The sequence below is a fragment of the Pseudomonas sp. B19(2017) genome (assembly GCF_002113165.1).
Lineage (GTDB): Bacteria > Pseudomonadota > Gammaproteobacteria > Pseudomonadales > Pseudomonadaceae > Aquipseudomonas.
This window is the reverse complement of sequence record NZ_NEJR01000003.1, coordinates 32,797-58,992: the sequence shown is the minus strand read 5'-3', so window position 1 is coordinate 58,992 and position 26,196 is coordinate 32,797. Positions and strand designations below refer to the sequence as shown.

The window sequence follows — 26,196 nt, the reverse complement described above, 5'->3', positions numbered from 1 at the left end:
GGCGCGGGCCGTCCTTCTACCCGCCGGAGCCCGCCCCCCGATGTTCATCCTGAGCCGCCTCGACAGCGTGCCGCCTGAATCTTTCCAGAACCAGATCCGCGAACTGGTGATCCACCACGTCGGCGAACTGAGCAGTGTCGCCATCAGCGCCGACAACCCGCTGTACCCGCTGTACCAGTACGGCGTCGGCATGGAGGTGCACCAGTACCTGCAAGCGCTGGACGGCACCCGCGGCCTGGCCGTGACACTGACCCTTGCGCTGGATGCCGAGGCGCCGGACCAGTTGCTGGGTTTTGCCCTGTCACTGCCCGCCGAGGACGATGAACAAGCGTGCGCCCTGGCGTTCCTGGCCGTGCGCGCCAGCCATCGTCGCCAAGGCATCGCCCGCGCACTGCTGGGCGACCTGCAGGCACGCCATGCCTGCGTCGAACTGAATGCCTTTGCCAGCCAGGTACCGTGGTTCGAGGCGATGGGCATGCAGGTGGTGGCCGTCAATGGGCCGCAAGTATTGATGAGCAGTACCGGGCAGGCTAGCGGCGCGCTGATCGGGCGGCTGGACATTGCGCCGATCTACCAGACGGCGGAAGTGATGCAGATCCATACCTACCTGCTCAACCAGCAGGGTGAGGATGCGATGATCGAAGCAGAACAGATGCGGGATGAGCGGCTGGACGAACTGACCGCTCAGGCGCAGGAGTGTGTACGGCAGCGCAAGCTCGTGCATTGATCCAAGTGCCTGTTCGCGGGCTTGCCCGCTCCCACAGGGGTATCGCCAGGATACCTGTGGGAGCGGGCAAGCCCGCGAACAAGCCCCACTGGCCCTTCAGCCATGCACCCAGCGCCGATGCAGCCCACGCGCCAGGGCATCGAGCACAAACCCCAGTACCCCGATCAGCAGCACCATTGCCATCAGCTCGGAATACGCCAGCCGGTCGCGGGTGTCGAGAATGAAGTACCCCAGCCCCGCGCTAACCCCCAGCATTTCGCACGGCACCAGCACGATCCACAGAATACCGATGGCCAGGCGCACGCCGGTCAGCACATGGCCGATCACCCCGGGCACGATCACCTTGCACAAGGTTTCCCAACGCGTGGCACTCAAACTGCGGCTCAACTGCAACCAGCGCGGGTCCAGCTGCCTTACCCCGGCCGCCGTGTTCAGCAAGATCGGCCACAATGCGGCGAATGCCAACAGGAAGTAGATTGGCTGGTCACCCACGCCCATCAGCATCACCACCACCGGCATCCACGACAGCGGCGAGATCATGCGCAGAAACTGGAACGCCGGCGTGGTAGCCGCCTCCAGGTGCCGGTAGCTGCCCACCAGCAAACCCAGCGGCACGCCGACCAGCAGCGCCAGCAGCAGCCCGATCAGGATACGCTTGAGGCTGACCCAGATATGCCCGTACACCTCGCCCTGCCCCAGCAACTCGACCAGGCTGGCCAGGGTCGCTGCCGGGGAAAAGCGCGCCGACAGGCCATCGGCCTGGCCAAACAGCACGACACCGGCCCACCACAACAGCAACAAACCCAGCAAACCGGCCAGCCCCAGGCCGGCATGAACGACATGCTTGCGCATCAGACCGCGAACTCCTCGCTACGCTCGAAGTTATCGGCGATGCCGAACACCGACGGCCCGCCAACGCTGGCGATGGCATTGCGCACGAAGCGGTCGTCGACCAGGTCGCGAGCGGTCTGTGCCGGGTCCAGGCCGGCCAGGAAAGCGTGGTCGCCCTCGATCAGGGTGGTTTTCAGGCGCTTGACCAGTTCTTCGGTGTAGCTGGGGAACGGGTAAGGCTGGAAATCGATGCGCTTTTCGTCCCACTGCTGGTGGCGAATGGCACCACTGGCAATGTAACCGGCACGGTCCTCGGCGGCCGGGGCCAGCACTTTGCCGAGAACCGCTGGCTCGTGCGGTGTGTACTTGTTGGGGCCGGCCTTGGACAACAACGCGGCGGCCTCGGCGCGGTGGTCACGGGTCCAGTGCTGGGCCTTGACGATGGCGTTGACTACCTTCTGCGACCACTCCGGGCGGTTGTTCAGGTCGTGCTCGTGCATGAACACCACGCAGCAGGCGTGGTTGCGCCAAACATCGCCGGTAAAGCGCTGCACGCGGCCGACCTTGAGGTTCTCGGCCAGGGCGTTGAATGGCTCGGCGACGATATAGCCTGCGATGCGCTTGCTGGCCAGCGCTGGCGGCATGTCGGATGGCGGCAACACCAGCAGGTTGACTTCGTTGCTGGCCAGTGGCGCATTGGCCGGCTTCGACACCGGGGTCAGGCCGTTGTCGTTGAGCATCTGTTGCAGCACCACGTTATGGATGGAGTACCAGAACGGGATGGCCACGGTCTTGCCACCGAGCTGTTTCATGTCGCTGATGTCCGGGGCCACGGTCAGGCCGGAACCACCCACGTGGTTCCACGCCACCACCTTGGCCGGCACCTTGCTGCCGTAGCGGGCCCATACGGTCATCGGCGACAGCAGGTGAATGACGTTGACCTGGCCAGAGATGAACGCCTCGATCACCTGGGCCCAGCTGCGCAGCAGCACCGGGCGCTCGGCCTTGATGCCCTCGGCCTCGAACAGGCCATTGTTGTGCGCCACCAGCAGCGGCGTGGCATCGGTGATAGGCAGATAGCCGATACGCACCGGCGCGTCCGGCTCGGCGGCGGCACGGGCCTGCAGGCTCGACAGCAACGGCAGCGCACCGGCGGCCGTGAGCATGGCGCCAAGCTTGAGGAAATCGCGACGCGAAGAAGAACAGCAGTCATCCATGCACATGGACAGCCTCCGAGGGCAACGGGGTTAGGGTAGGTTCGACTGTGCGGCTTGCCCGCCGAAGGGTTTTGAGGATTTCGATGCGCAAGGCGCCCAGCTCCTCGACCCGCTGCGTCCGTGGTTGCGGCAGGTCGATGTGCCACTGGCCGAGGGTGTGCGCTGGGTGGTTGCCCAGTAGCAGTACCCGGTCGGACAGCAGCAGGGCTTCGTCGATATCGTGGGTGATCAATACCGCCGCCGTGTTGTGGGTGGCGATCAGTTGCAGCAGCAGTTGCTGCATGTCGGCCCGGGTCACTTCATCCAGCGCGCCGAACGGCTCGTCGAGCAACAGCACTTCGGGCTGGCGGGCCAGGCAGCGGGCCAGCGCGGTGCGCTGGGCCATGCCACCGGACAACTGCGCCGGGTACTGGCCGCGGGCATGGGCCAGGCCCACGGCGGCAATCGCATGATCAATGCGCGCGCGCCGTTCGGCAGCGGCAAGTTTTGGCTGGCGGGCGAAGTCCAGGCCGAAGGCGACGTTCTTCTCCAGGTTCAACCAGGGCAACAGGCTCGGGTCCTGGAAGGCCACCGCCAGGCGTGGGTGCGGGCCTTGCAACGGCTGGCCGTGCAGGGTCACGCTGCCACCACGGGGCTGCTGCAGGCCGGCCAGTACCCGCAGCAGGCTGGACTTGCCGACCCCGCTGGGGCCGAGGATGGTCACCACTTCGCCGGGGGCCAGCTGCAGGTCGAACTGCGCCAGCACCGCCTGCCAGCCACCCTCGCGCGGGTAGCCCAGGCTGATGTCGCGGGCTTCGAGCAACACTGAGCTCATGCCGCGCCCGCCTGGCGTTGCAGTTCGGCGCGCAGTTGCACCAGGCTGGGCGTGACGATCGGGACAAAGGCCGACTCGCGCCAGCGGCGGGCAAAGCCTTCACCGTACTCGCTGAGGTAGGCCTTGCCACCACTGGCCTGCAACTCCAGCTGTACGGCGTCGGCAGCGCTTTCGGCCAGGGTGATGCGCAGCTTGAACAAGGCTGCCGGTTGCTGCTGGAAGCGGCCATCGAGCAGGCCCTGCTTGAGCTCGCTCACGGTGTTTTCAAGGCGCTCGCTGAGCACCTGGCGGGCTTCGTCGAGGAACGAGGCACGGCCATGCAGGTGTGCCTGCACTTCCGCCAGTGCCCGCCGCGCCAGGCCAATGGCCATGCCGCACTGCAGCGCCAGAAAAGCCGGGCGTACCCGGGGAAGGAACTCGCGGGCATTTTCATGCAGCAACCAGCCACGCTGCAATTGCACCTGGTGGAAGGCCAGTGCCGCGGTGTTGCTCGATTGCAGGCCCATCAGTTGCAGGTCGTCCGAGCGCTCCAGGCCCTGTGCGTCGGACGGAATGGCCAGCACGAACGGGGCGCCACCGCCTTCGTCTTCGATGGCCGCAGCCACCACGAAACCGCTTTTGCGCAGGTTGGTCACCCAGTGCAGGCGCCCTTCCAACTGCCAGCCATCGGCTGCCGGGCGGCCGCGCACCTGCAGGGCCTCGATGCCGGAGAGGAACTTCATGGCGTTGGAAAGCCCGGTGGCACCAGCCAGTTCGCCAGTCAGCAGGCGCGGCAGCAGGCGCTCGCGCAGGGGCTGGTTGGGGCTGTGCAACAGGTATTCGATGAAGGCGCGCTGGCCCCAGCAGACAAACGCCGCTGCCAGCGAGCGGCTGGCGATTGCGGCAATAGCCTCGACCGCGTCGGTCACTTGCCCGCCCGTGCCGCCCTGGGCCGGGTCGACACCGACGCGCAACAGCTGCGATTCGGCGATTTGCGACAGTACCAGCTGCGGCTCGCAATGGCCGCGGTCAATGGCCTCGGCATTGGCATCCAGCCAGTGTCGAAATGCACAATCTTGCATGGTCTTGCTCCTTTTGGGACGCCGGGGCCGCTGTGCGGCCCGTTCGCGGCACAAGGCCGCTCCTACAACGACCGTATAATGGCCGCTGTCACACACGCGCTAGGCAGAAGGCTGCCAGCGGTACTTGCCAAGCTCGTCATTGAGCGGCGTCTGGGCGAACACATTAGCAAAGTTGCATAGGGTTGCGAGGCTCACGCCCAGAATCACCTCCAGAGCGTTACCTTCAGTGAAGCCGGCCGCGCGGAAGGCCTGGTAATTGGCCTCGCTGACATTGCCACGGGTGGCGATGACTTCGCGGGCGAACGCGGCCAGGGTTTCGTATCGGGCGTCGGGCAGCTCGCCACGGGCACGCAAGGCATCGACCACCTCCTGCGGCAGCTTGGCCTTGTTCAGGGCCACGGCCGTGTGGCCGGCCACGCAGAAGTCGCAGCCATGCTGGGTGGCGGCAATCAACTGCACCACTTCACGTTCGGCCAGGCTCAGTTCGGATTTGCCGTTGAGTGCCGAAACGGTCACGTAGGTTTCCAGTGCCGCCGGGGCATTGGCCAGCACGCCCAGCAGGTTGGGGATGAAGCCGGAATTCTTCTGGGCGTTCTCGAGGAACGGGCGGGCCGCTTCCGGGGCGCTCTGCAGCGTGTGTAAAGTAATACGCGAGGACATGTAGTGGTCTCCTTTGATGGGTATCACTACAGTCTGTTGGTTATAAGAACTACCCTCCATATTCATCAGTCGCCTTTCCTTGCTCTTGAGTCTTTGCATTAGATGATTTCGTCCAGCCATCTTGTCGATTGGTTATTAGAAGGCCTGGAGCTCGATGCCAGTCTGTTCCATGTGGGCCGCTACTGTGGTGGCTGGCACGCCAGCACACAAGGCATGGGCCGGGCCAGCTTCCACCTGGTGGTACAGGGGCATTGCTGGCTGCACATCGATGGCCACCCTGAGGCAGTGCGCCTGAAGGCCGGCGATGCGGTGTTCCTGTTGCGCGACCTCGGCTATCGCCTGGCCAGCGACCAGGACCCGGCCAGCGCCTGCACCCAGCCGCGCCAGCACATGCAGGCCCTGGACGCCGACGCGATCGATGGCGTGGGGCTGGTATGTGGTTTCTTCCACTTCAGGCCGGGCTTGTCGGCGCTGATCGTTGACGGCCTGGCCGACTGGATTCTGTTGCGCGCCGATGAACCGGCCGGCCATGCAGCGCGGGCGTTGTTCGAGCTGATCCTGGAGGAATGCCGGCGCGCCGCCGGGCCGTCACAGACGTTGCTGGAGCGGCTGACGCACTTGTTGTTCCTGTATGTGCTACGCCAGCAGGTGCATGCCGGGCAGTCATTGGGCGGGCTGGTCGCCCTCGCCCGGCAACCGGCGTTTGCCGGGCTGCTGGAACGGTTGATCGAGCAACCGGGGCACGCGTGGACGCTGGAAAGCATGGCCGCCTGCACCGGGTTGTCGCGCTCGGCGTTTTTCAAGCGGTTCAATGAACTGGCCGGACAGTCGCCTGGGCAAGTACTGCTGGCGTTGCGCATGCGCCATGCCAGCCAATTGCTGCAGGCGGGGCATACCGTGGAGCAGGTGGGGGCGCAGGTGGGGTATCAATCAGTAGCGGCGTTTACCCGGGCGTTTGCCAAGGCGGTGGGGGTGCAGCCGGGGGCGTATCGGCGGCAGCATGAGGGGCGTTAGCCTGCACTGGCCTGTTCGCGGGTGAACCCGCGAAGAGGCCAGTACAGGCAGCAGAATCAGACCTGAGTGACCGGGATATCCCCTGCCCCTTTACCCTCCCGCCGCTCGCCCATCCAGGCATTGACCTTCTGCCCGAACTCGGCCGGCGCCTTGCGCCCGAAGCGGCGCGCCAGGTCAAGGATGGTCTGCTGGGCCAGGGCCTCCTCCATGCGTTTCTGCGCCCCCAGCATCACAGCATGAATGGCGCAGGTGCCCTCGGTCGCCCAACCCGGCGGTGAACCCTCGAACAGGCTGCAGCGCTCGCGAACTTCGCGGCAATCGAAGATCTTCTTCGGGCCGTCGATGGCATTGACGATATCCAGCACTGTGATTTCATCCGAAGGCCGCGCCAGCCGGAAGCCACCGCGCACGCCCTCGGTGGCAGCCACCAGCCCGGCACGGGCCAGCTTGGTGAAGACCTTGGCCAGGTACTCCTGGGGCACTCCTTGCAACTCCGCCAGGTCGCGCACGCTGGACTCGCGCGATTCGCCGCGCTCGTCCACCAGAAACAGCAGGCAATGGATACCGTATTCGACGCCAGCACTGTAGAGCGACATATCTATCTCCGACCAATCTTGTCGCAAATGATACGCCCCTAGTACCTGCACCGCAAAGCACATTGCCGCCGCCGGTCGACCTGTTTTGTCCATTTATCCCAACAAATACGGCTACTCCGGCCAGAAAGCGGCGGTGCCGAGAGTCGCCCTGCTTGAAAAAAGACTTGCGCACACAAACTACGATCAATACAGTCGTAGTTATTCGAGAGGCACACAACCCGCCCTCGAAGCCCCTTTCGAACCTTGCGGAGCACCTTCATGAAATCGAACATCCTCATCATCGGTGCCGGCTTTGCCGGTGTATGGAGCGCCCTGAGCGCTGCGCGCCTGCTCGATCAGGCCCAGCGCGCCGACATCAGCATCAGCGTCCTCGCTCCGCAGCCTGAACTGCGCATTCGCCCGCGCTTCTACGAGCCCGACGTGCACGGCATGAAGGCCCCGGTGGGGGAGCTGTTCGAAGCCGTGGGCATTCACTTCATCCCGGGTAATGCCGACAATATCGATACCGAAGGGCGCAGCGTCAGTTACACCGACGCCCAGGGGCACCGGCAACAGATCGCCTACGACCGCCTGATCCTCGCCGCGGGCAGCCAGGTCGCACGCCCACCGGTGCCTGGCCTTGCCGAACATGCATTCGATGTCGACCAGATGGAATCGGCCATGCGCCTGGAGCAGCACCTGGTCGGTCTGGCCGCCCTGCCCGCTTCGCCTGCACGCAACACCGTGGTGGTCTGCGGCGGTGGCTTCACGGGCATTGAAACCGCTACGGAAATGCCCGCCCGTCTGCGGGCCATCCTTGGTGCCAGCGCGGGGCTGCGGGTAGTGGTGGTCGACCGCGGTGCGCAAATAGGCGCGGCGCTGGGCGCGGGTATCACGCCGTCGATCATTGCCGCCTGCGAACAGGCCAGGGTCGAGTGGAAGATCGGGGCTTCGGTGGTGGCTGTCGATGCCGGTGGCGTTACCCTGGACAATGGTGAGCATATCGCCAGCAACACCGTGATCTGGACCGTTGGCGTCAAGGCCAGCCCGTTGACAGCACAGGTTGCCGGCGAGCGCGACAACTTCGGCCGGCTGAAAGTGGACGACCACCTGAAGGTGCTGGGCCAGCACCATGTGTACGCCACGGGCGATACCGCCTGGGCCGCTGTGGACGAGCTGGGCAACCACGCCCTGATGACCTGCCAGCACGCTATCCCCATGGGCCGTCACTCCGGCAACAACGCCGCGGCCGACCTGCTCGGCCTGCAGCCGCTGGTGTACCGCCAGCCAAAGTACGTCACTTGCCTGGACCTGGGCGAATGGGGCGCGGCGTACAGCGAGGGTTGGGAGCGCGAACTGAAACTGCATGGCCAGGAAGGCAAAGACCTCAAGCGCCAGATCAACTCGGTATGGATCTACCCGCCAGCGGCCGATCGCGCTCTGGCACTGGCCGCTGCCGACCCGTCGATCACCATCGCTTGACGCAATGGTCTCTGAACTGCCGGGGCCACTTTGTGGCCCTTCGCGGGCATGCCCGCTCCCACAGGATAAGTGACGCCTGCAAGGGCAAAGCGATACCTGTGGGAGCGGGCGCGCCCGCGAAGGGCCGCAGAGCGGCCCCGATTACTGCAGCAGTTTTCTGTCAGTCACTGACACTCACCACCCGCCCCGCCTTCCCGGCAGCCGTGCCCCGGGTCGCCAGGCAGTAATACAGCGGCACCGTCACCAGCAAGCCGAACAGCCAGGAAAGGTCAGCCCCTTCGACGATATTGGCATACGGCCCCACATACAGCGACGTATTGGCAAACGGCAACTGCACCAGGATGCCGCAGGCATAGGCAATGATCGCGTGGTGGTTGAAGCGGCCATAGATGCCGCCGTCGGCACTGAAGATCGAGGCGATGTCGTACTGGCCCTTCTTGATCAGGTAGAAGTCGATCAGGTTGATCGACGCCCACGGCACCAGCACCAGCAGCAGCGCCAGGATCAGCCCGATGAACTGGCCAATGAAGTCCGCCGAGGCATTCAGCGCCACCAGGCCGCAACCCACCAGAATCACCGTAGCCAGCGCCACCCGCACCTTGATGCTCGGCGTCCACTCGGCGATGAAGGTCTGGATCGCAGTCACGATCGACAGCACCGCGCCATACAGGTTGAGGGCGTTGTGGCTGATGATGTTGAGCAGGAACAGCACCATCAGGATCGGGCCCAGCCAGCCGGTGGCCTGCTTGACCGCGTCCATCGCATCGGTACCTTCCGGCACGCACAGCACCGCCACCGCACCAAAGCTGAAGCACAGGATGGTGCCCAGGGTAGCGCCGAAGTAGGTGGCCCAGAACGGTTTGGCAATGCCCACTTCACGCGGCAGGTAGCGCGAGTAGTCGGAGGTATACGGCGAGAAGCTGATCTGCCAGATGGTGCCCAGCGACACGGTGGCGATGAAGCCCGACAGGTTGAACGCGCCACGGCTGAAGAAGTCGGCCGGCAGTTCCTGGGCGAACATCATGATGAAGCCGGCCAGCAGCGCCGAACCCATCACCCAGGTACCGATGCGGTTGAGAATGTGAATGAAACGGTAGCCGATCACGCCGATGGCGGTGGCACTCAGCGCACCGATCACGATCGCGCCCGGCATAGGCACGCTCGGGGTGATGCCGTGGATGGTCTTGCCCGCCAGGACGATGTTGGAAATGAAGAAGCCGACATAGATCAGCGCGGTGAAGAACACGATCAGCAAGGCACCGTAGCGGCCGAACTGGCCACGGCTCTGCACCATTTGCGGAATGCCCAGCTGCGGTCCCTGCGCAGAAGCAAGGGCAATGACCACGCCCCCGAACAGATGGCCCAGCACGATGGCGACCAGGCCCCACAACAGGTTCAGGTGGAACACCTGGACCACCATGGCACCCGTGACGATGGGCAGCGGCGCGATGTTGGTACTGAACCAGAGGGTGAACAGGTCGCGCGCCTTCCCGTGGCGCTCGGCAGGGGGAACGTAATCGACCGTGTGGTTCTCGACAAACTGGTGTTGCGACGACGGTTGGGACATAGGATTCAGCTCGAAAGGTCGTTTTTATCGTTGTAAGGAAACCGCATCTAGGCGGCCTCTCAGCTGCGGACCATATTATGGTATTCCAAACTTTTGACAACACTGATCCGCAGTAAAAAACGCCCGCTGATCCGCTTGCAAAAGCCCTGCGACAAACCGCCTCAGTGCTCAAGGCCACGGTTCACAAGGCCTTGAGCCGTTCATCGTGAAAAACCTCGGCTGAAAATTCCGCTTGCAAAATAGGTATTACGGTATACCATCAGACATATCAACGATAAAAACCGCGGACCACCGCAGCCCCATAGAGGTACACCAGATGATCGACGCAACCGTCTACAAGCACGTCCTGGGCTCCTTCCCGTCCGGCGTTACCGTCATCACTACCCTGGACGACGACGGCTCGGTCGTCGGCCTGACCGCCAGCGCCTTCTCCTCCCTGTCGATGGACCCGCCGCTGGTGCTGTTCTGCCCCAACTACACCTCCGATTCCTACCCCGTGCTGATCAGGCAGAAGCGCTTCGCCATTCATCTGTTGTCCGGTGAACAGCAGGCCGAAGCCTATGCGTTCGCCAGGAAGGGCAAGGACAAGGCCAGCGGCATCGAGTGGTCCCTGAGTGAACTGGGCAACCCGATCCTGGCCGGTGCCACCGCGGTCATAGAATGCGAACTGTGGCGCGAATATGAGGGTGGCGACCACGCCATCATGGTCGGCAAGGTGCACAACCTGATCGTCCCTGCAGAGGCGCCACGGCCGATGGTGTATTGCCGCGGCAAGATGGCCAGCCTGCCGGCCTTTGCCTGAAACCTGTTCTGAATCGAGACCGCTGGCGCCACCCCTGCCAGGCGCCAGCCCCTTTCAAGCGTTGAGGAAAGCCCCATGAAATTTTCGTTGTTCGTGCACATGGAACGTTGGGATGAACAGGTCAGCCACCGCCAGCTGTTCGAAGACCTGACCGAACTGACCCTGATGGCCGAGAACGGCGGTTTCAGCACCGTGTGGATCGGCGAACACCACGCCATGGAGTACACCATTTCGCCAAGCCCGATGCCGCTGCTGGCCTACCTGGCTGCGCGCACCGAGAAGATTCGCCTGGGCGCCGGTACCATCATCGCGCCGTTCTGGAACCCGATCCGCGTGGCGGGCGAATGCGCCCTGCTCGACGTGATCAGCAACGGCCGCATGGAAGTGGGCCTGGCCCGTGGCGCCTACCAGTTCGAATTCGACCGCATGGCAGGTGGCATGCCGGCCACCGACGGCGGCAAGGCCCTGCGCGAAATGGTACCGGTGGTGCGCAAGCTGTGGGAAGGTGATTACGCCCACGAAGGCGAAGTGTACAAGTTCCCCACTTCCACCAGCGTGCCGAAGCCGTTCAACGCCACACCGCCGATGTGGATCGCTGCCCGCGACCCGGACTCGCACAACTTCGCCGTGGCCAACGGCTGCAACGTCATGGTCACCCCGTTGATGAAGGGCGACGAGGAAGTGCTGGACCTGAAGAACAAGTTCCAGGCCGCCCTGGACAACAACCCGGGCGTGCCACGCCCGCAGCTGATGGTGCTGCGCCACACCCACGTGCACAGCCCGGCCGAGCCTGAAGGCTGGAAAGTCGGCGCCCAGGCCATCTCGCGCTTCTACCGTACGTTCGATGCCTGGTTCGGCAACAAGACCACCCCGGTCAACGGTTTCCTCGAGCCCAGCCCGGAATCGAAGTTCGCCGACGTGCCGGCGTTCGAGCTGGAAAACATCCGCAAGAACACCATGATCGGCACGCCGGAAGAAATCATCGCGCGTATCAAGTACTACCAGGAGCTCGGCGTCGACGAGTTCAGCTTCTGGTGCGACAACAGCCTGCCCCACGCCGAGAAGAAAAAATCGCTGGAGCTGTTCATCAAGGAAGTGGTACCGGCGTTCGCCTGATTTCCCATTGCCTGAACCATTGCGGGACGCAGCCCGCTCACGTGGGCCCCTGTGGCCCGCGTGAGCGGGTTTTTTTTGAAGCCTGTACTGGCCTCTTCGCGGGCTTGCCCGCTCCCACAAGGACCGCACAGCTTGCACGGCCTGCGCTGTACCTGTGGGAGCGGGCAAGCCCGCGAAAAGGCCAGTGCAGACAATAGAGAAATCAAGGCATCAGGCCACCTTTCGTCCCCCCGCAAGAGAAATTTCCAGCCACCTCTTGCACTACAAATATTATGGTATACCATCAGACAACAAGAGCTGATAACCCTCACCAGGAGCCACCCATGAGTTTCGAAATCCGCAAGATCGTCACCTACTCCGAAGAGACCCGCATCGAAGGCGGCAAGGCCACCGACAAGCCGGTGACCATGGTCGGCCTGGCCGTCGTGATCAAGAACCCATGGGCCGGTCGCGGTTTCGTTGAAGATCTGAAGCCGGAAATCCGTGCCAACTGCTCGGACCTGGGGGCCCTGATGGTCGAGCGCCTGACTGCCGCCATCGGCGGCGCCGACAAGATCGAAGCCTACGGCAAGGCCGCAGTCGTCGGCGCCGACGGCGAAATCGAACACGCCTCGGCAGTAATTCACACCCTGCGCTTCGGCAACCACTACCGCGAAGCGGTACAGGCCAAGAGCTACCTGAGCTTCACCAACAAGCGCGGCGGCCCGGGCACTTCGATCCAGATCCCGATGATGCAGAAGGACGACGAAGGCCTGCGTTCGCACTACATCACCCTGGAAATGCAGATCGAAGATGCCCCGCGCGCCGATGAAATCGTCGTGGTCCTTGGCGCCTCCGACGGCGGCCGCCTGCACCCGCGCATCGGCAACCGCTACATCGACCTGGAAGAACTGGCTGCCGAAAAAGCCAACGCTCAATAACAACAACCAAGACGGGCCGGGGCGTGGCGTGCTTACCCGCCGCGCCCGACCTTCAAGGAGCGCCCTCCATGATTCAGCCTGTCGCTGAACGCACACCCGCTGGCACCAGCTACCTGTCCGTCGGCCAGGGCCAACCCGTGGTACTGATCCACGGCGTGGGCCTGAACAAGGAAATGTGGGGCGGTCAGTTCGTTGGCCTGGCCAACGACTACCGCGTCATCGCCTACGACATGCTCGGCCACGGCCAGAGCGCGCTGCCAGCCGCCGACATCGGCCTGGAAGGCTATGCCGCCCAGCTTGCCGAACTGCTCGACCACCTGCAGATCGCGCAAGCCACCGTGATCGGCTTCTCCATGGGCGGCCTGGTCGCCCGGGCGTTCGCCCTCGGCTACCCGCAGCGCCTGGCGGCACTGGTAGTGCTCAACAGCGTATTCAACCGCACCCCCGAGCAGAGTGCCGGCGTTATCGCCCGCGCCGCCCAGGCTGCGCAGTTGGGCCCCGACGCCAACGTCGACGCCGCGCTCGACCGCTGGTTCAGCCGTGAATACAAGGCTGCCAACCCGGCGCAGGTCGCCGCCATTCGCCAGGTGCTGGCGAGCAACGACCCGCAGGGCTACCACACCACCTATGCGCTGTTCGCTACCCAGGACATGTACCGCGCCGCCGACCTGGCCAGTATCCAGGTGCCGACGCTGATCGCCACCGGCGAACTCGACTCGGGCTCCACCCCGGCCATGACCCGCCAGCTCGCCGCCTGCATTCCTGGTGCGCGCAGCGTGGTCCTCGCCGAGCAACGACATATGATGCCAGTGGAGGCACCGCGTGAAGTCAACAAGATGCTGCTGGACTTCCTCGCGCAAGCCCGCACCCTCACCGAATCCGCCAAGGGGATTGTTGCATGACCCTCGTTCGTTTCCAGATGTGCATCGACGGCCAATGGCGCGATGCCCAGAGCGGCAAGACCTTCGATAGCCTCAACCCGGCCACCGCCCAGGCCTGGGCACAACTGCCCGACGCCGACGAGGCCGATGTGGAGCTGGCCGTACAGGCCGCCCAGCGCGCCTTCGACAGCAAGGCATGGCGCAGCATCACCGCAACCGCGCGCGGCAAACTGCTGCGTCGCCTGGGTGACCTGATTGCCGAAAACAAGGAACACCTGGCCCAGCTGGAAAGCCGTGACAACGGCAAGCTGATCCGCGAAACCCGCGGCCAGGTCGGCTACCTGCCAGAGTTCTTCCACTACACCGCAGGCCTTGCCGACAAGCTCGAAGGCGGCACCCTGCCGCTGGACAAGCCCGACCTGTTCGCCTACACCGTGCACGAGCCGATCGGTGTGGTGGCCGGGATCATCCCGTGGAACAGCCCGCTGTACCTCACCGCAATCAAGCTGGCCCCCGCCCTCGCCGCCGGCAACACCATCGTGCTCAAGCCGTCCGAACACGCCTCGGCGACCATCCTCGAACTGGCCCGCCTGGCGCTCGAAGCCGGCTTCCCGGCCGGTGTGGTCAACGTGGTCACCGGCTACGGCCCCAGCACCGGCGCTGCGCTGACCCGCCACCCGCTGGTGCGCAAGATCGCCTTCACCGGCGGCGCGGCCACTGCCCGCCACGTGGTACGAAGCAGCGCCGAGAACTTCGCCAAGCTGTCGCTGGAATTGGGCGGCAAGTCGCCGAACATCATCTTCGCCGATGCCGACCTGGACAGCGCCATCAACGGCGCCGTGGCCGGCATCTATGCCGCCTCCGGGCAAAGCTGCGTGGCCGGCTCGCGCCTGCTGGTGCAGGACGAAATCTTCGATGAGTTCGTCGAACGCCTGATCGCCCGTGCCAAGCGCATCCGCATCGGCAACCCGCAAGACGACGCCAGCGAGATGGGCCCCATGGCCACCGCGCAGCAGCTGGCAGTGGTCGAAGGCCTGGTGGCCGCGGCCAAGGCCGAAGGCGCCAAGCTGCACATGGGCGGCAAGCGCGCCGAGGTCGAGGGTGACGGCTGGTTCTACGAGCCGACCCTGTTCGAGTGCGACAGCAACTCGATGACCATCATGCAGGAAGAGGTGTTCGGCCCGGTTGCCGCAGTAATCCGCTTCAAGACCGAGGAAGAGGCCCTGGCCATTGCCAACGACTCGCAGTTCGGCCTGGCCGCCGGCATCTGGACCCGCGACCTGGGCCGTGCCCACCGCCTGGCCCGCGATGTGCGTTCGGGGATCATCTGGGTCAACACCTACCGTGCCGTGTCGGCCATGGCACCGATCGGCGGGTTCAAGAACAGCGGCTACGGCCGCGAGAGCGGCATCGATTCGGTGCTGGCCTATACCGAGCTGAAGACCGTGTGGATCAACCTGTCCACCGCGCCGATGCCCGACCCGTTTGTGATGCGCTAAGAGGTAGCAAGAGATGATCGAACCCGGCATCTACAAAGACGTGATGGGCTCCTTCCCGTCGGGCGTCACGGTGGTCACCACCCTCGACGCCGACGGTGGCATCGTCGGCATCACCGCCAGCGCGTTCAGCGCGCTGTCGATCGACCCGGCACTGGTGCTGTTCTGCCCCAACTACGCCTCCGACACCTATCCGATCCTGCGTGACAGCAAGCAGTTCGCGATTCACCTGTTGTCCGCCGACCAGACTGCCGAGGCCTATGCCTTCGCCGGCAAGGGCAAGGACAAGGCCCGCGGCATCGACTGGCACCTGAGCGAGCTGGGCAACCCGTTGCTGGCCAAGGCCACGGCGATCATCGAGTGCGAGCTGTGGCGCGAATATGACGGCGGTGACCATGCGATCATCGTCGGCGCGGTGAAGAACCTGGTGCTGCCGGCCGAGCCGGTGACCCCGATGGTCTATCACAAGGGCAAGCTGGGTGCTCTGCCGCCCTTGGGCTGATAAACCGCGTTGGCTTCTTCGCGGGCTTGCCCGCTCCCACAGGGATCGCACAAATGCAGAAACCTGTGCAGTACCTGTGGGAGCGGGCAAGCCCGCGAAGAAGCCAACGCCGATGACCCTGTTTTTAGGGGCCGCGCTATCGTCTCACCCTCGGTTGCGTCCCCTGTTTTATTCCGGAGTACTGCCCATGAGCAATGAAAAGTACGAAAAAGGCCTGCAGATCCGCACCCAGGTGCTGGGCGAGGACTACGTCAACCGCTCGATCCAGAACGCCGACGACTTCACCCGGCCGCTGCAGGAGCTGGTCACCGAATACTGCTGGGGCCACGTCTGGGGCCGCGAAGGCTTGTCGCTCAAAGAGCGCAGCATGATAAACTTGGCCATGATTTCCGCGCTCAACCGGCCCCACGAGCTCAAGCTGCACATTCGCGGCGCCTTGCGTAATGGCCTGAGCCGTGAACAGATTCGCGAGATCCTGCTCCAGGTCGGCATTTACTGCGGCGTGCCCGCGGCGGTGGACAGCTTCCGCCTGGCCCGCGAAGCGTTCGCTGAAGCCGATGCGGAGTCAACCCGTTAACACCGGGCTGTTCGAACCCACGCAAGGAGCACCCAGGTTCGTGGTGCTGTTGCGGTTGCGGCCGGGCAGCCTCTTTAAGAGCGCACTTGATGAAACGCCAGCCACTCGACGACAGCTTCAAGGTCAACCGCAACCCCGTTACCCTGCGCGAAATCGTGCTCGACAAGCTGCGCGCCGCGATCATGAACTTCCATCTGCTGCCGGGCGACCGCCTGGTCGAACGCGACCTTTGCGACCGCCTCGGGGTCAGCCGTACCTCGGTGCGTGAAGCCCTGCGCCACCTGGAATCCGAAGGCCTGGTGGAATTCGCCGATGCCAAGGGCCCGCGCGTGGCCATCATCACCCTGGAAGACGCCCGCGACATCTACGAGCTGCGCTGCGTGCTCGAAGGCCTGATCGTGCAGCTGTTCACCCTCAACGCCAAGGCCAAGGACATTCGTGCCCTGGAACGCGCGCTGGAGGTCAACCGCGAAGCCCTCGAGGAAGGCGAGCTGCAACAGGTGCTGGATTCGGTACAAGGTTTCTACGATGTGCTGCTGGAAGGCTCCGGCAACCAGGTGGCGGCCCAGCAGCTGCGCCAGTTGCAGGCGCGCATCAGCTACCTGCGCGCCACCTCGGTGTCGCAGGAGAACCGCCGCGGCGCCAGCAACCGCGAAATGGAAAAGATCGTCGAGGCGATCAAGAGCGGCGATCCGCTGGTTGCCCACCAGGCCTCGGTCGACCACGTCCGCGCCGCCGCCAAGGTGGCCCTGGACTACCTGCGCCAGAAGCAGGATGACAATACCAAGGTGCGCGACATCGTCGAGCCCCTGGCCCTGAAGGAACCACGTATAGGTCGCTGACCATGCCCAACGCCCCGCGCTACTGCCCGCACTGCACCACGGAACTGGCCCGGGGCGTTCCCACAGGCGACACCCACGAACGCCTGCACTGCACCGGTTGCGGCTATATCCATTACATCAACCCGAAGATCATCGCCGGCTGCATCATCGAGCGTGATGGCAAGTACCTGCTGTGCCAGCGCGCCATCCCGCCGCGCCCCGGTACCTGGACCTTGCCGGCCGGGTTCATGGAGGCCGGCGAGACCACCGAGCAGGCGGCCTTGCGCGAAGTCTGGGAAGAAAGCGGCGTACGCGCCGAGATCGTCTCGCCGTACTCGATCTTCAGCGTCCCCAGGATCAGCGAGGTGTACATCATCTTCCGCGCCATCGCCACCGAGGAAACCGGGCAATACGGGGTGGAAACGCTGGCATACAGGTTCTTCGAGCCGGACGAGATCCCGTGGGGGGACATCTACTACCCGGCAATCCGGCAGATTCTGGAGCGCTACATCCTCGAGCGGCAGGCCGGGGTTTATGGCATCTACATGGGCAATGACGACACTGGCAAGGTGCACTTCATTCGCTAGCCTGTACCGGCCTCTTCGCGGGCCTGCCCGCTCCCACCTGTACGGCGCAAAGCTTGGCAATGTGCCATCTCTGTGGGAGCGGGCAAGCCCGCGAAGAGGCCGGTACACGTAACACAAAACCCTCGCCAAGGGTCTATTCTCGGTGCACCCTAAAGGGCCTTATGCAAAAGGACCAGCAGAGCACATGGCAAGATGGCTAGACGGCGGCGGGCTGATGGCCGAGCGCATCCGCAACCACGATTGGGCCGCCACCCCGCTGGGCCCGCTACAGCACTGGCCCGACCCGCTGAAAACCAGCCTGGCCCTGTGCCTGGCCTCGCGCTTCCCGCAAGCCGTGCTTTGGGGCCCTGACCTGCTCACCCTGCACAACGACGCTTTCTCGCAAATTCTCGGGCAAAAGCCCTCATCATTGGGCATCCCCTTCCGCGTCGTATGGCAGGAGGCCTGGGCCGACATCGGCCATTTGGCCAACCGCGCCCTGGCTGGCGAGGCGGTGTACATCGAAGACTTCCCGCTGGTAATCGACCGCAACGGCGACCCCGAAAGGGCCTGGTTCACCTTCTGCTACAGTCCCATCCGCGATCATGATGGCAAGGTGCTGGGCATGCTGGATACCGTCACCGAAACCACCGGCAGCGTGCTCGCCAACCAGCGCCTGAAATTCCTCGACGACCTGGGCCGTGCCGTGGCCGATGCTACCGACCCGGACCAGATCCTTGCCATCACCACGCGCATGCTGGTCGAGCACCTGCAACTGTCAAGTTGCGCCTACGCGGTGATGGAGCCAGACGAAGACGGTTTTACCATCTGCGGTGACGCCGTGGCGCCCGGCTCGCCGCATCTTCTGGGACGTTACCAGTTGCAGGACTTCGGCAAGCTGGCGCTCGGCCGCTTGCGCAGTGGCCTGCCGCTGGTCATCCGGGACAACCTGAGCGAGCTGTCCGCAGAGGAAGCTGCCACCTTCCAGGCCATCGGCATTACCGCGACCATTTGCATGCCCTTGATCAAAGGGGGCCGGCTGACCGCGCTGATGGCCATCCACGACAAGGCGCCACGTCAGTGGACCCACTACGAACAGGCGTTGATCAGCGAAGTCACCGAGCGCTCCTGGGCGCATGTCCAGCGGGTACAGGCCCACGCCGAAGTACGCGAGGCCGTGGCCGCACTAGAGGCGCTGAACGCCACCCTCGAACAGCGCGTCGACGAACGCACCAGCCAGTTGCTGCACACCGAAGCCGTGCTGCGCCAGACCCAGAAGCTCGAAGCCATCGGCCAGCTGACCGGTGGCGTGGCCCATGACTTCAACAACCTGCTGACCATCATTCGCTCGTCGCTGCATTTTCTGCAGCGCCCCAACCTCGACGCACAGCGCCGCGAGCGCTACCTCAAGACCATGTCCGATACCGTCGACCGCGGTAGCAAGCTGACCGGCCAGCTGCTGGCCTTCGCCCGCCGCCAGGCCCTGAGCCCTCAAGTGTTCGAGGCAGGGCCACGGCTGGAGGCCATGGCCGACATGCTCGACACTGCCACCGGTGCGCGGATCCAGGTCGAGCTGCAGTTGCCGCAGGCGCCTTGCCATATCCGCGCCGATCTCAATCAGCTGGAAACCGCAGTCATCAACCTGATGCTCAACGGCCGCGATGCCATGGCCGGTGAAGGCACCTTGCAACTGCGCCTGCAGGCCGACCAGTGCCTGCCCGCCCTGCGCGGCCAGCCGCCACAGCCGGGCCCGTTCGCGGCGATTTCGGTGAGCGACAGCGGTGTAGGCATTGCCGCCGAACTGCTGGAGCGCATCTTCGACCCGTTCTTCACCACCAAGGCGCCGGGTGAAGGCACCGGGCTCGGGCTGTCGCAGGTGTTCGGTTTTGCCAGGCAGTCCGGGGGCGATGTTCAGGTGAACAGCGTCCCGGGCCAAGGCACAACCTTTACCTTGTACCTGCCCCAGGAGCAACCGCCTGAAGCCTAGCGATCAACGCCGCCCTTCGGCCAGCATGCGCACGGCCAGGCCCGCCAGCACCGTGCCCATCAGCCAGCGCTGAACCTGCTGCCACAGCGGGCGACCGGCGAGGCACACGGCGATCGACCCGGCCATGACCGCGATCAGTGCATTGACCGAGACACTGATGGCGATCTGTGTCGACCCCAGCACCAGCGACTGCAGCAGCACGCTGCCATGCCCCGGCTCGATGAACTGAGGCATCAACGACAGGTACATGACGGCGATCTTGGGGTTGAGCAGGCTGGTGGCAAAGCCCATGGTGAACAGCCGCCGCGGGCTGTCGGCAGGCAGGTCACGAACCTGGAACGGCGAACGGCCACCAGGGCGCAGCGCCTGCCAGGCCAGGTACAACAGGTACAACGCACCACCGATGCGCAGCGCATCGTAGGCAAAGGGCACAGCCATCACCAGAGCGGTGATGCCCAGCGCGGCGCAGAACATGTAAATGACGAAGCCCAGGGCCACGCCCCCCAGCGAAATCAACCCGGCCTTGCGGCCCTGGCAGATCGATCGGGAGATCAGGTAGATCATGTTCGGCCCCGGGGTCAGAACCATGCCGAGGCAGATCAGGGCGAAAGTGAGCAGTTGCGTGGTTTCCGGCATGGAACACATCCTGGTTGTGCGTTGAAGTGCTGCGAGTTTATCCGAGGCTTTGTCTGTCGTCTGTACTGGCCTCATCGCCGGCAAGCCAGCTCCCACAAGTACCCCGCTAATCCCAAGCCTTGTGAAACCCTGTGGGAGCTGGCTTGCCGGCGATGAGGCCAATGAAACTTAACTAAACTGCCCGGCTATCAAACCCAGGGCCACCGTGATCATCGCTACCCCCGACACCCGTCCGACCAGTTTTGCCGCCCCCGGCCGGGTGCTCAGCACGGCTTTGGCGCCATAGCCGACCAGCGAGTAGATCACCAGCGAGCTACACAGGTGCACCAGGCCCAGCAGCAAGATCTGCAATGGCACCGGCCAGCTAGACTGCGGGTCGGTGAACTGCGGCAACAGGGCCAGGAACAGCAGGAACACCTTCGGGTTCAGGCCGCTGACACAAAACCCCTTCAATGCCCAGCGTGAACCCGACTCCCCCGCCCCGTCCTGCCCGGCCGCCGGCAATGCCGGGCTCAGCAGCAGGTTGCCACCCAGCCACAGCAGGTAGCTGCACCCCGCCAGGGTCAGCAGGGTCAGCGCCAGCGGGTGGCCGGCCAGCAGGCTGCCGACCCCGGCCGCCACCACCAGGGTCGCGAGGAAATGCCCCGACAGCATCCCCGCCACGGCAGGCATCACCCAGCGCCCGCGCATGCCGGCCGAAATGGCATAGGCCCAGTCCGCACCCGGGGTAATCACGAACAGCATCGACACGGCCCAGAACGCCGTCAGAACACTGAGAGCCACTTGAATCTTCCTTTTCCACTGCTTTGCGATGGCCAAAGATTACGGATTCCGCCGAGGGATTTTCTTTCGTATATTCCCCAACAGCCCTCAATGACTGGAAGATCCTTCTCGATGGACAGGACTGATCGAAAAATCCTTGCCGAACTGCAAAAAGACGGTCGGTTATCGGTGACCGAGCTGGCCGACCGTGTGGGGCTCAGCCTCTCGCCCTGCCATCGGCGCCTGAAGGCGTTGGAGGAATCAGGGGCGATTCTTGGCTATCACGCCCGCTTGGCGCCGAGCGCCCTGGGGCTGAACTTTGCCGCGCTGGTGTTCGTGACCCTGCGCGAAGTGACCCGCCAGCCGGTTGCGGACTTTGAAGCGGCGCTGGCCGAAATCCCGCAGATCGTCGAGGCGCAGCGGCTGTTTGGCGACCCGGATTACCTGCTGCATGTGGTGGCCAAGGATCTGCCGGCGTTCCAGAAGCTGTATGACGAGCAGCTGACCAGCATTCCCAATGTGAAGCGGTTGAGCTCTACGCTGGTGATGAAAGAGGTGATTCAGGATCGGTTGTTGCCGATGTAGCGTTGCGGCCTGTGCCGGCCCTTTCGCGGGTGAACCCGCTCCCACCTCGACCGCATCGGTTTCAAGTCATACGCAGTACCTGTGGGAGCGGGTTCACCCGCGAAAGGGCCCGCACAGGCAGCTTTCTATCTGCCCTGAAAATGCGCACACCGCACCACCACCGCCCACCGCAGTCTACCTGCCACCCCGCCAACCTCCTCTAGCCCAAGCGCTCCCGCCCGCTGGCACCCTCTTTGCTACCGTCCCCCGCTTAACCTTCTGTCAGCCTTAGGTTTTTTAAGGTTTATGGGCACATATTTACTAATTTCTCGTTATCCCCGCGCCCCGCATCATCGCTCCAACAAGAACGCGTCGCCCTTCGCCGGCACGCCCCCGGGCAGCTCCCGATGCCCTACCTTGCCTTGGAGTCAGTCATGACCAGTGCAGCCAATTCGGCACCCCTCATAGAAAAACACACGATCGGCTACGTGCCCCCGCAAGACCGCCATGGAAAGGTAAGGGATCTGTTCACACTGTGGTTCGGCGGCAACATCGCGCCGCTACCCATCGTCACCGGTGCACTGGGCGTGCAGCTGTTCCACCTGAACCTGGTATGGGGCATCGTCGCCATCCTGGTCGGCCACCTGGTCGGTGGCGTACTGATGGCGCTGCACTCGGCCCAGGGCCCGCAGATGGGCATCCCGCAGATGATCCAGAGCCGCGCCCAGTTCGGCTCGCTCGGTGCGCTGCTGGTGGTGGTGATAGCCGGGGTCATGTACATCGGCTTCTTCGCCTCCAACATCGTGCTCGCCGGCAAGTCACTGCACGGTGTGGTCGACGCCGTGCCGGTACCGGTGGGCATCGTCATCGGTGCACTGGGCTCAGGCATCATCGGCATCATCGGCTACCGCTTCATCCACGTGCTCAACCGCATCGGCACCTGGGTGCTGGGTATCGGCATCGTGGTCGGCTTCGGCTACATCTTCAGCCACGTGCAAAGCGACGACTTCCTCACCCGCGGCGGCTTCAACCTGGCCGGCTGGCTGGCCACCGTGTCGCTGGCAGCGCTGTGGCAGATCGCCTTTGCACCCTATGTGTCGGACTACTCGCGCTACCTGCCAGCGGACGTGAAGGTCAGCTCGACGTTCTGGACCACCTACCTGGGCTCGGCCCTGGGTTCGAGCCTGTCGTTCATCTTCGGCGCCGTGGCGGTACTGGCGATCCCGGCCGGCATGGACACCAGGGACGCGGTCAAGCTGGCCACCGGTACCCTCGGCCCGATCATGCTGGTGCTGTTCCTGCTCAGCGTGATCAGCCACAACGCCCTCAACCTGTATGGCGCGGTGCTGTCGATCATCACCCTGGTGCAAACCTTCGCCCACCGCTGGATCCCTACCGCCAAGAGCCGCGCCGTGCTGTCGCTGGTGGTACTGACGGCCTGCTGCGTGGTGGCAGTGTTCGCTTCGGCGGACTTCATCGGCCACTTCGTCGACATGGTGCTGGTGCTGCTGGTGGTGCTGGTGCCGTGGACAGCGATCAACCTGATCGACTTCTATGCCATCCACAAGGGTGACTACGACATCCAGTCGATCTTCCAGGTCGATGGCGGCATCTACGGGCGTTACAACCCGCAGGCGCTGATCGCCTATGCCGTGGGTATCGTGGTGCAGATCCCGTTCATGAACACGCCACTGTACGTCGGGCCGATTTCCGAGCATATCAACGGAGCTGACCTGTCGTGGCTGGTGGGGCTGGCGGTTACCTCGCCGCTGTACTGGTGGCTGGCCAGCCGCGACAGCGCCTACCGTCGCCGGCAGATGAGCGCCAAGGTGGCCATGGGGCACTGATTCAGCCTGTGCCAGCCGCGTTGCTTCAACGTGTGAAGGCGCTAAGCGCCTTCGGGCAGCAGGCTGCGATCAAACATGAACGCCCGCTCCCCCTGCGGGGTGTACTGATACAACTGCTGCGGCCTGCCCAGCTTCGGCTGGTTCTTCTCCCCGGTATCCCTCACCCACCCCAGCTCGCGCAAACGCTCCAGGCGTTTGCGCAGCGAGGTGTTGTTCACCGCCTGCCCCAGGCAAGCCTGCACTGCACCTGACGCATCCAGCACAGTGAACTTCTCTGCCAGCAGATACAACGGCAGGCTGCTGTACACCGTCTTCGCCGCCAGCCGCTCGCGGGCGCGCTCCACCAACAGGTTGTGATCAAAGGGCAACAGCACCTTGCGCGCCAATACGCTGTCCAAGTCGAAAAACGCCAGTTGCTCGCCCTGGACGACCTGCCCCGGTTCGAGCAATGCCAGGTAATAGGTGCTGAGTGACCATCCACGCGGGTCGCGGAAAGCATTGCCCTCGGTACCCACCTGTTCCATGTAGCACGGTACGACCTGGGCTTTCTCGCGCAGCGCGCGTTCGGCGGCAGCTTCCAGGCTGGTGTCGGGGGTACGGCCATTGACGATCACCCCGGGCAGGGCCCACTGGCCAGCATGGGGTTCGCGCTCACGACGGTGCAACAGCACTTGCAGATGCTGAGCTTCGGGGGCCATGCGCAGGGCGACGATATCGACGCTGGCCAGGACTTCGACTGCATTCACCGGACGACTCCTTGTTTCAACGCCATCATAATCCACCAGGGCGTTTAAGTAAGGCAAGTATTGATCCCAAATTAGATGTCACTTGACACACTTAATACACCAGGTGAATTATATAGGCATTCCAGCAAGGAGAACCGCCATGAAGATCGCCAGTTTCGATGTCGACGCCCAGAACGGCTTCACCAGCAACGTGCCGCAAGAACTACCCGTCCCCGAAGGTGACGAAATCGCGGCAGACCTGAATACCATGGCCTTGCGCGCCGACCTGCGCCTGGGCAGCAAGGACGCCCACCCGGCCAACGCCGCCTGGGTGGTCGCCGACCCCGCGCACATGTTGCAACCCCTGCCACTGGCCAACGCCGACCTGACCTGGGTCAGCCACTGTGTCCCGGGCACTCGCGGCTTCGAGTTGCTGCCCGGCCTGCCTGCCCCCATCGACTACGACTATTTCGTGTGGAAAGGAGTCGAGCCCGACCTGCACCCCTACGGCGCCTGTTACCACGACCTGGCCGAGCGTCGCTCCACCGGGGTGATCGAGTACCTGAAGGTACAGCAGGTGGGGGCAGTGATCGTCGGTGGCCTGGCCCTGGACTATTGCGTCAGGACCACCGCTCGCCAATTGCGCCAGGCCGGCTTTCAGGTGCTTTTGTACCTGCCGGCTTGCCGCGCACTCACCCAGGCCGGCGCCATCGAGGCCTGTGGCGCTCTGGCTGCGGAGGGCGTGATCCTCTGCGGCGACGAAGCGGCGCTCGACTACCAGCTCTCTCTGATCAAGGAAGACCGCCCATGAGCGACAGCGTTTTCGGCCCGCGCATCATCCAGAACCTGCTGGACACCGACTTCTACAAGATCACCATGATGCAGGCAGTGCTGCACAACTACCCCAACGCCGAGGTGGAATGGGAATTCCGCTGCCGTAACGAGGAAAACCTCGCACCCTATCTGGCAGAAATCCGTTACCAGGTCGAGCAGCTGGCCGATGTCAGCGTCACCCATGACCAGCTCGCCTACCTGGAAAAGATCCCGTTCATCAAACCGGACTTCATCCGCTTTCTCAGCCTGTTCCGCTTCAACCTGCGCTATGTGCAGGTAGGCCTGGATGATTCCGGGCAACTGGCGATTCGCGTGCGCGGGCCGTGGTTGCATGTGATTCTGTACGAGATCCCGCTGCTGGCGATCATCAGCGAGGTGCGCAACCGCTACCGGTATCGCGAGGTGGTGATAGAGCAAGTCCGCGAGCGCCTGTATCAGAACCTCGACTGGCTCAAGGCCGAGGCCAGCACCGATGAACTGGCCGCTTTCCAACTGGCCGACTTCGGCACCCGTCGGCGCTTCTCCTACAGGGTGCAGGAAGAGGTGGTACACATTCTCAAGCGCGACTTCCCGGGCCGTTTTGTCGGAACCAGCAACGTGCACCTGGCCCGTGAATACCAGCTCAAGCCGATCGGCACCATGGCCCACGAGTGGTTCATGGCCCACCAGCAACTCGGCCCGCGGCTGGTCGACAGCCAGGCTGCCGCGCTGGAATGCTGGGTGCGGGAATACCGGGGGCTGCTGGGCATTGCCCTGACCGACTGCATCACCATGGACGCGTTCCTGAGCGATTTCGATCTGTACTTCGCCAAGCTGTTCGATGGCCTGCGACATGATTCGGGCGACCCGTTGGCCTGGGCGGAAAAGGCCATCGCCCACTATGAACGACTGGGCATCGACCCGAAGAGCAAGACCCTGATCTTTTCCGACGGGCTGGACTTTGCCAAGGCGCTGCGGCTGTACCGGGCGCTGCATGAGCGGATCAATGTGAGCTTTGGTATCGGTACCCGGCTGACCTGCGATATCCCGGGGGTTGAGCCGATGAACATCGTGATCAAGATGACGGCGTGCAATGGGGCACCGGTGGCAAAGATTTCAGACAGCCCGGGCAAGACACAGTGCCGGGACGAGAATTTCGTGGCCTATCTGAAACATGTCTTCAAGGTGGATTGAGGGCGCCTGTGCTGGCCCCTTCGCGGGTTCACCCGCGAA

27 protein-coding genes are annotated in these 26,196 nt (G+C 63.9%); 17 read left to right on the top strand and 10 right to left on the bottom strand.

Going from position 1 to position 26,196, the window contains the following annotated elements; translation table 11 throughout:
- The first annotated feature begins 40 nt into the window (after positions 1–40).
- Complete coding sequence (locus tag CAF70_RS06075; protein WP_085623571.1) at positions 41–727, top strand: GNAT family N-acetyltransferase; 687 nt, start codon at positions 41–43, stop codon at positions 725–727.
- Positions 728–823: 96 nt separating this feature from the next.
- Here the strand turns inward: CAF70_RS06075 and CAF70_RS06070 are convergent, their stop codons facing one another.
- From CAF70_RS06070 to CAF70_RS06050, 5 genes are all read right to left on the bottom strand, one after another.
- Positions 824–1,579 (bottom strand): ABC transporter permease, encoded by a 756-nt coding sequence (locus CAF70_RS06070; RefSeq protein ID WP_085623573.1) that lies wholly within the window; start codon positions 1,577–1,579, stop codon positions 824–826.
- Positions 1,579–2,781, bottom strand: coding sequence for an ABC transporter substrate-binding protein (locus CAF70_RS06065; RefSeq protein WP_085623575.1), 1,203 nt, complete (start codon positions 2,779–2,781; stop codon positions 1,579–1,581). The genes CAF70_RS06070 and CAF70_RS06065 overlap by 1 nt, the downstream gene beginning before the upstream one ends.
- Positions 2,768–3,589, bottom strand: a complete 822-nt coding sequence (locus CAF70_RS06060; protein ID WP_085623577.1) for an ABC transporter ATP-binding protein — start codon at positions 3,587–3,589, stop codon at positions 2,768–2,770. The genes CAF70_RS06065 and CAF70_RS06060 overlap by 14 nt, the downstream gene beginning before the upstream one ends.
- Positions 3,586–4,650: an acyl-CoA dehydrogenase family protein gene (locus CAF70_RS06055; protein ID WP_085623579.1), complete on the bottom strand. Its 1,065-nt coding sequence runs from the start codon at positions 4,648–4,650 to the stop codon at positions 3,586–3,588. Before CAF70_RS06055 ends, CAF70_RS06060 begins: the two co-directional genes overlap by 4 nt.
- A 99-nt stretch (positions 4,651–4,749) precedes the next feature.
- Positions 4,750–5,310 (bottom strand): carboxymuconolactone decarboxylase family protein, encoded by a 561-nt coding sequence (locus CAF70_RS06050; RefSeq protein WP_085623581.1) that lies wholly within the window; start codon positions 5,308–5,310, stop codon positions 4,750–4,752.
- 102 nt (positions 5,311–5,412) lie between these two features.
- Here CAF70_RS06050 and CAF70_RS06045 point away from each other — a divergent pair, with 102 nt between their 5' ends.
- Complete coding sequence (locus CAF70_RS06045) at positions 5,413–6,324, top strand: AraC family transcriptional regulator (RefSeq protein WP_085623583.1); 912 nt, start codon at positions 5,413–5,415, stop codon at positions 6,322–6,324.
- Positions 6,325–6,380: 56 nt separating this feature from the next.
- Here CAF70_RS06045 and CAF70_RS06040 read toward each other — a convergent pair whose 3' ends face one another.
- Positions 6,381–6,920, bottom strand: a complete 540-nt coding sequence (locus tag CAF70_RS06040; RefSeq protein WP_085623585.1) for an Rrf2 family transcriptional regulator — start codon at positions 6,918–6,920, stop codon at positions 6,381–6,383.
- 258 nt (positions 6,921–7,178) lie between these two features.
- On the opposite strand from CAF70_RS06040, the gene CAF70_RS06035 reads away from it, so the two are divergent.
- Positions 7,179–8,381, top strand: coding sequence for an NAD(P)/FAD-dependent oxidoreductase (locus CAF70_RS06035; RefSeq protein ID WP_085623587.1), 1,203 nt, complete (start codon positions 7,179–7,181; stop codon positions 8,379–8,381).
- A gap of 160 nt (positions 8,382–8,541) precedes the next feature.
- Here the strand turns inward: CAF70_RS06035 and CAF70_RS06030 are convergent, their stop codons facing one another.
- Positions 8,542–9,948, bottom strand: a complete 1,407-nt coding sequence (locus CAF70_RS06030; protein WP_085623589.1) for a cytosine permease — start codon at positions 9,946–9,948, stop codon at positions 8,542–8,544.
- 316 nt (positions 9,949–10,264) lie between these two features.
- Between CAF70_RS06030 and CAF70_RS06025 the strand changes: the two genes are divergently transcribed.
- From CAF70_RS06025 to CAF70_RS05980, 10 genes are all read left to right on the top strand, one after another.
- Positions 10,265–10,750, top strand: coding sequence for a flavin reductase family protein (locus tag CAF70_RS06025; protein WP_085623591.1), 486 nt, complete (start codon positions 10,265–10,267; stop codon positions 10,748–10,750).
- 75 nt (positions 10,751–10,825) lie between these two features.
- Complete coding sequence (locus CAF70_RS06020) at positions 10,826–11,866, top strand: LLM class flavin-dependent oxidoreductase (RefSeq protein ID WP_085623593.1); 1,041 nt, start codon at positions 10,826–10,828, stop codon at positions 11,864–11,866.
- Between the two features lie 323 nt (positions 11,867–12,189).
- Positions 12,190–12,786: an amino acid synthesis family protein gene (locus tag CAF70_RS06015; RefSeq protein ID WP_003258678.1), complete on the top strand. Its 597-nt coding sequence runs from the start codon at positions 12,190–12,192 to the stop codon at positions 12,784–12,786.
- A 68-nt stretch (positions 12,787–12,854) separates the two neighbouring features.
- Complete coding sequence (locus CAF70_RS06010) at positions 12,855–13,688, top strand: alpha/beta fold hydrolase (RefSeq protein ID WP_085623595.1); 834 nt, start codon at positions 12,855–12,857, stop codon at positions 13,686–13,688.
- A complete protein-coding gene (locus CAF70_RS06005) occupies positions 13,685–15,166 on the top strand; it encodes an aldehyde dehydrogenase (protein WP_085623597.1) in 1,482 nt (493 codons plus the stop codon). Before CAF70_RS06010 ends, CAF70_RS06005 begins: the two co-directional genes overlap by 4 nt.
- A 13-nt stretch (positions 15,167–15,179) precedes the next feature.
- Positions 15,180–15,665, top strand: a complete 486-nt coding sequence (locus CAF70_RS06000; RefSeq protein ID WP_085623599.1) for a flavin reductase family protein — start codon at positions 15,180–15,182, stop codon at positions 15,663–15,665.
- A gap of 187 nt (positions 15,666–15,852) precedes the next feature.
- Positions 15,853–16,242: a carboxymuconolactone decarboxylase family protein gene (locus tag CAF70_RS05995; protein WP_046617259.1), complete on the top strand. Its 390-nt coding sequence runs from the start codon at positions 15,853–15,855 to the stop codon at positions 16,240–16,242.
- 89 nt (positions 16,243–16,331) lie between these two features.
- Positions 16,332–17,084 (top strand): GntR family transcriptional regulator, encoded by a 753-nt coding sequence (locus tag CAF70_RS05990; protein WP_085623601.1) that lies wholly within the window; start codon positions 16,332–16,334, stop codon positions 17,082–17,084.
- Positions 17,085–17,086: 2 nt separating this feature from the next.
- Positions 17,087–17,650 carry an NUDIX hydrolase gene (locus CAF70_RS05985; RefSeq protein ID WP_085623603.1) on the top strand — a complete coding sequence of 188 codons (564 nt, stop codon included), beginning with the start codon at positions 17,087–17,089 and terminating at the stop codon, positions 17,648–17,650.
- A gap of 184 nt (positions 17,651–17,834) precedes the next feature.
- Positions 17,835–19,616, top strand: a complete 1,782-nt coding sequence (locus CAF70_RS05980) for an ATP-binding protein (RefSeq protein WP_085623605.1) — start codon at positions 17,835–17,837, stop codon at positions 19,614–19,616.
- A 3-nt stretch (positions 19,617–19,619) separates the two neighbouring features.
- Here CAF70_RS05980 and CAF70_RS05975 read toward each other — a convergent pair whose 3' ends face one another.
- Complete coding sequence (locus CAF70_RS05975) at positions 19,620–20,252, bottom strand: LysE family translocator (RefSeq protein WP_085623607.1); 633 nt, start codon at positions 20,250–20,252, stop codon at positions 19,620–19,622.
- 168 nt (positions 20,253–20,420) lie between these two features.
- The gene (locus CAF70_RS05970) at positions 20,421–21,035 is read right to left on the bottom strand and encodes a LysE family translocator (RefSeq protein WP_085623609.1); all 615 of its coding nucleotides are present in this window, start codon (positions 21,033–21,035) and stop codon (positions 20,421–20,423) included.
- 111 nt (positions 21,036–21,146) lie between these two features.
- On the opposite strand from CAF70_RS05970, the gene CAF70_RS05965 reads away from it, so the two are divergent.
- Both CAF70_RS05965 and CAF70_RS05960 read left to right on the top strand, forming a co-directional pair.
- The gene (locus CAF70_RS05965; RefSeq protein WP_015270735.1) at positions 21,147–21,599 is read left to right on the top strand and encodes an Lrp/AsnC family transcriptional regulator; all 453 of its coding nucleotides are present in this window, start codon (positions 21,147–21,149) and stop codon (positions 21,597–21,599) included.
- 413 nt (positions 21,600–22,012) lie between these two features.
- Positions 22,013–23,425 (top strand): cytosine permease, encoded by a 1,413-nt coding sequence (locus CAF70_RS05960; RefSeq protein ID WP_085623611.1) that lies wholly within the window; start codon positions 22,013–22,015, stop codon positions 23,423–23,425.
- Positions 23,426–23,466: 41 nt separating this feature from the next.
- Here CAF70_RS05960 and CAF70_RS05955 read toward each other — a convergent pair whose 3' ends face one another.
- Entirely contained in the window at positions 23,467–24,171 is a 705-nt protein-coding gene (locus tag CAF70_RS05955; protein WP_085623613.1) for an NUDIX domain-containing protein, read from the bottom strand.
- Between the two features lie 139 nt (positions 24,172–24,310).
- On the opposite strand from CAF70_RS05955, the gene CAF70_RS05950 reads away from it, so the two are divergent.
- A complete protein-coding gene (locus tag CAF70_RS05950) occupies positions 24,311–24,961 on the top strand; it encodes an isochorismatase family protein (protein WP_085623615.1) in 651 nt (216 codons plus the stop codon).
- Positions 24,958–26,157, top strand: a complete 1,200-nt coding sequence (gene pncB / locus CAF70_RS05945; protein ID WP_085623617.1) for a nicotinate phosphoribosyltransferase — start codon at positions 24,958–24,960, stop codon at positions 26,155–26,157. Before CAF70_RS05950 ends, pncB begins: the two co-directional genes overlap by 4 nt.
- Positions 26,158–26,196 lie beyond the last annotated feature (39 nt).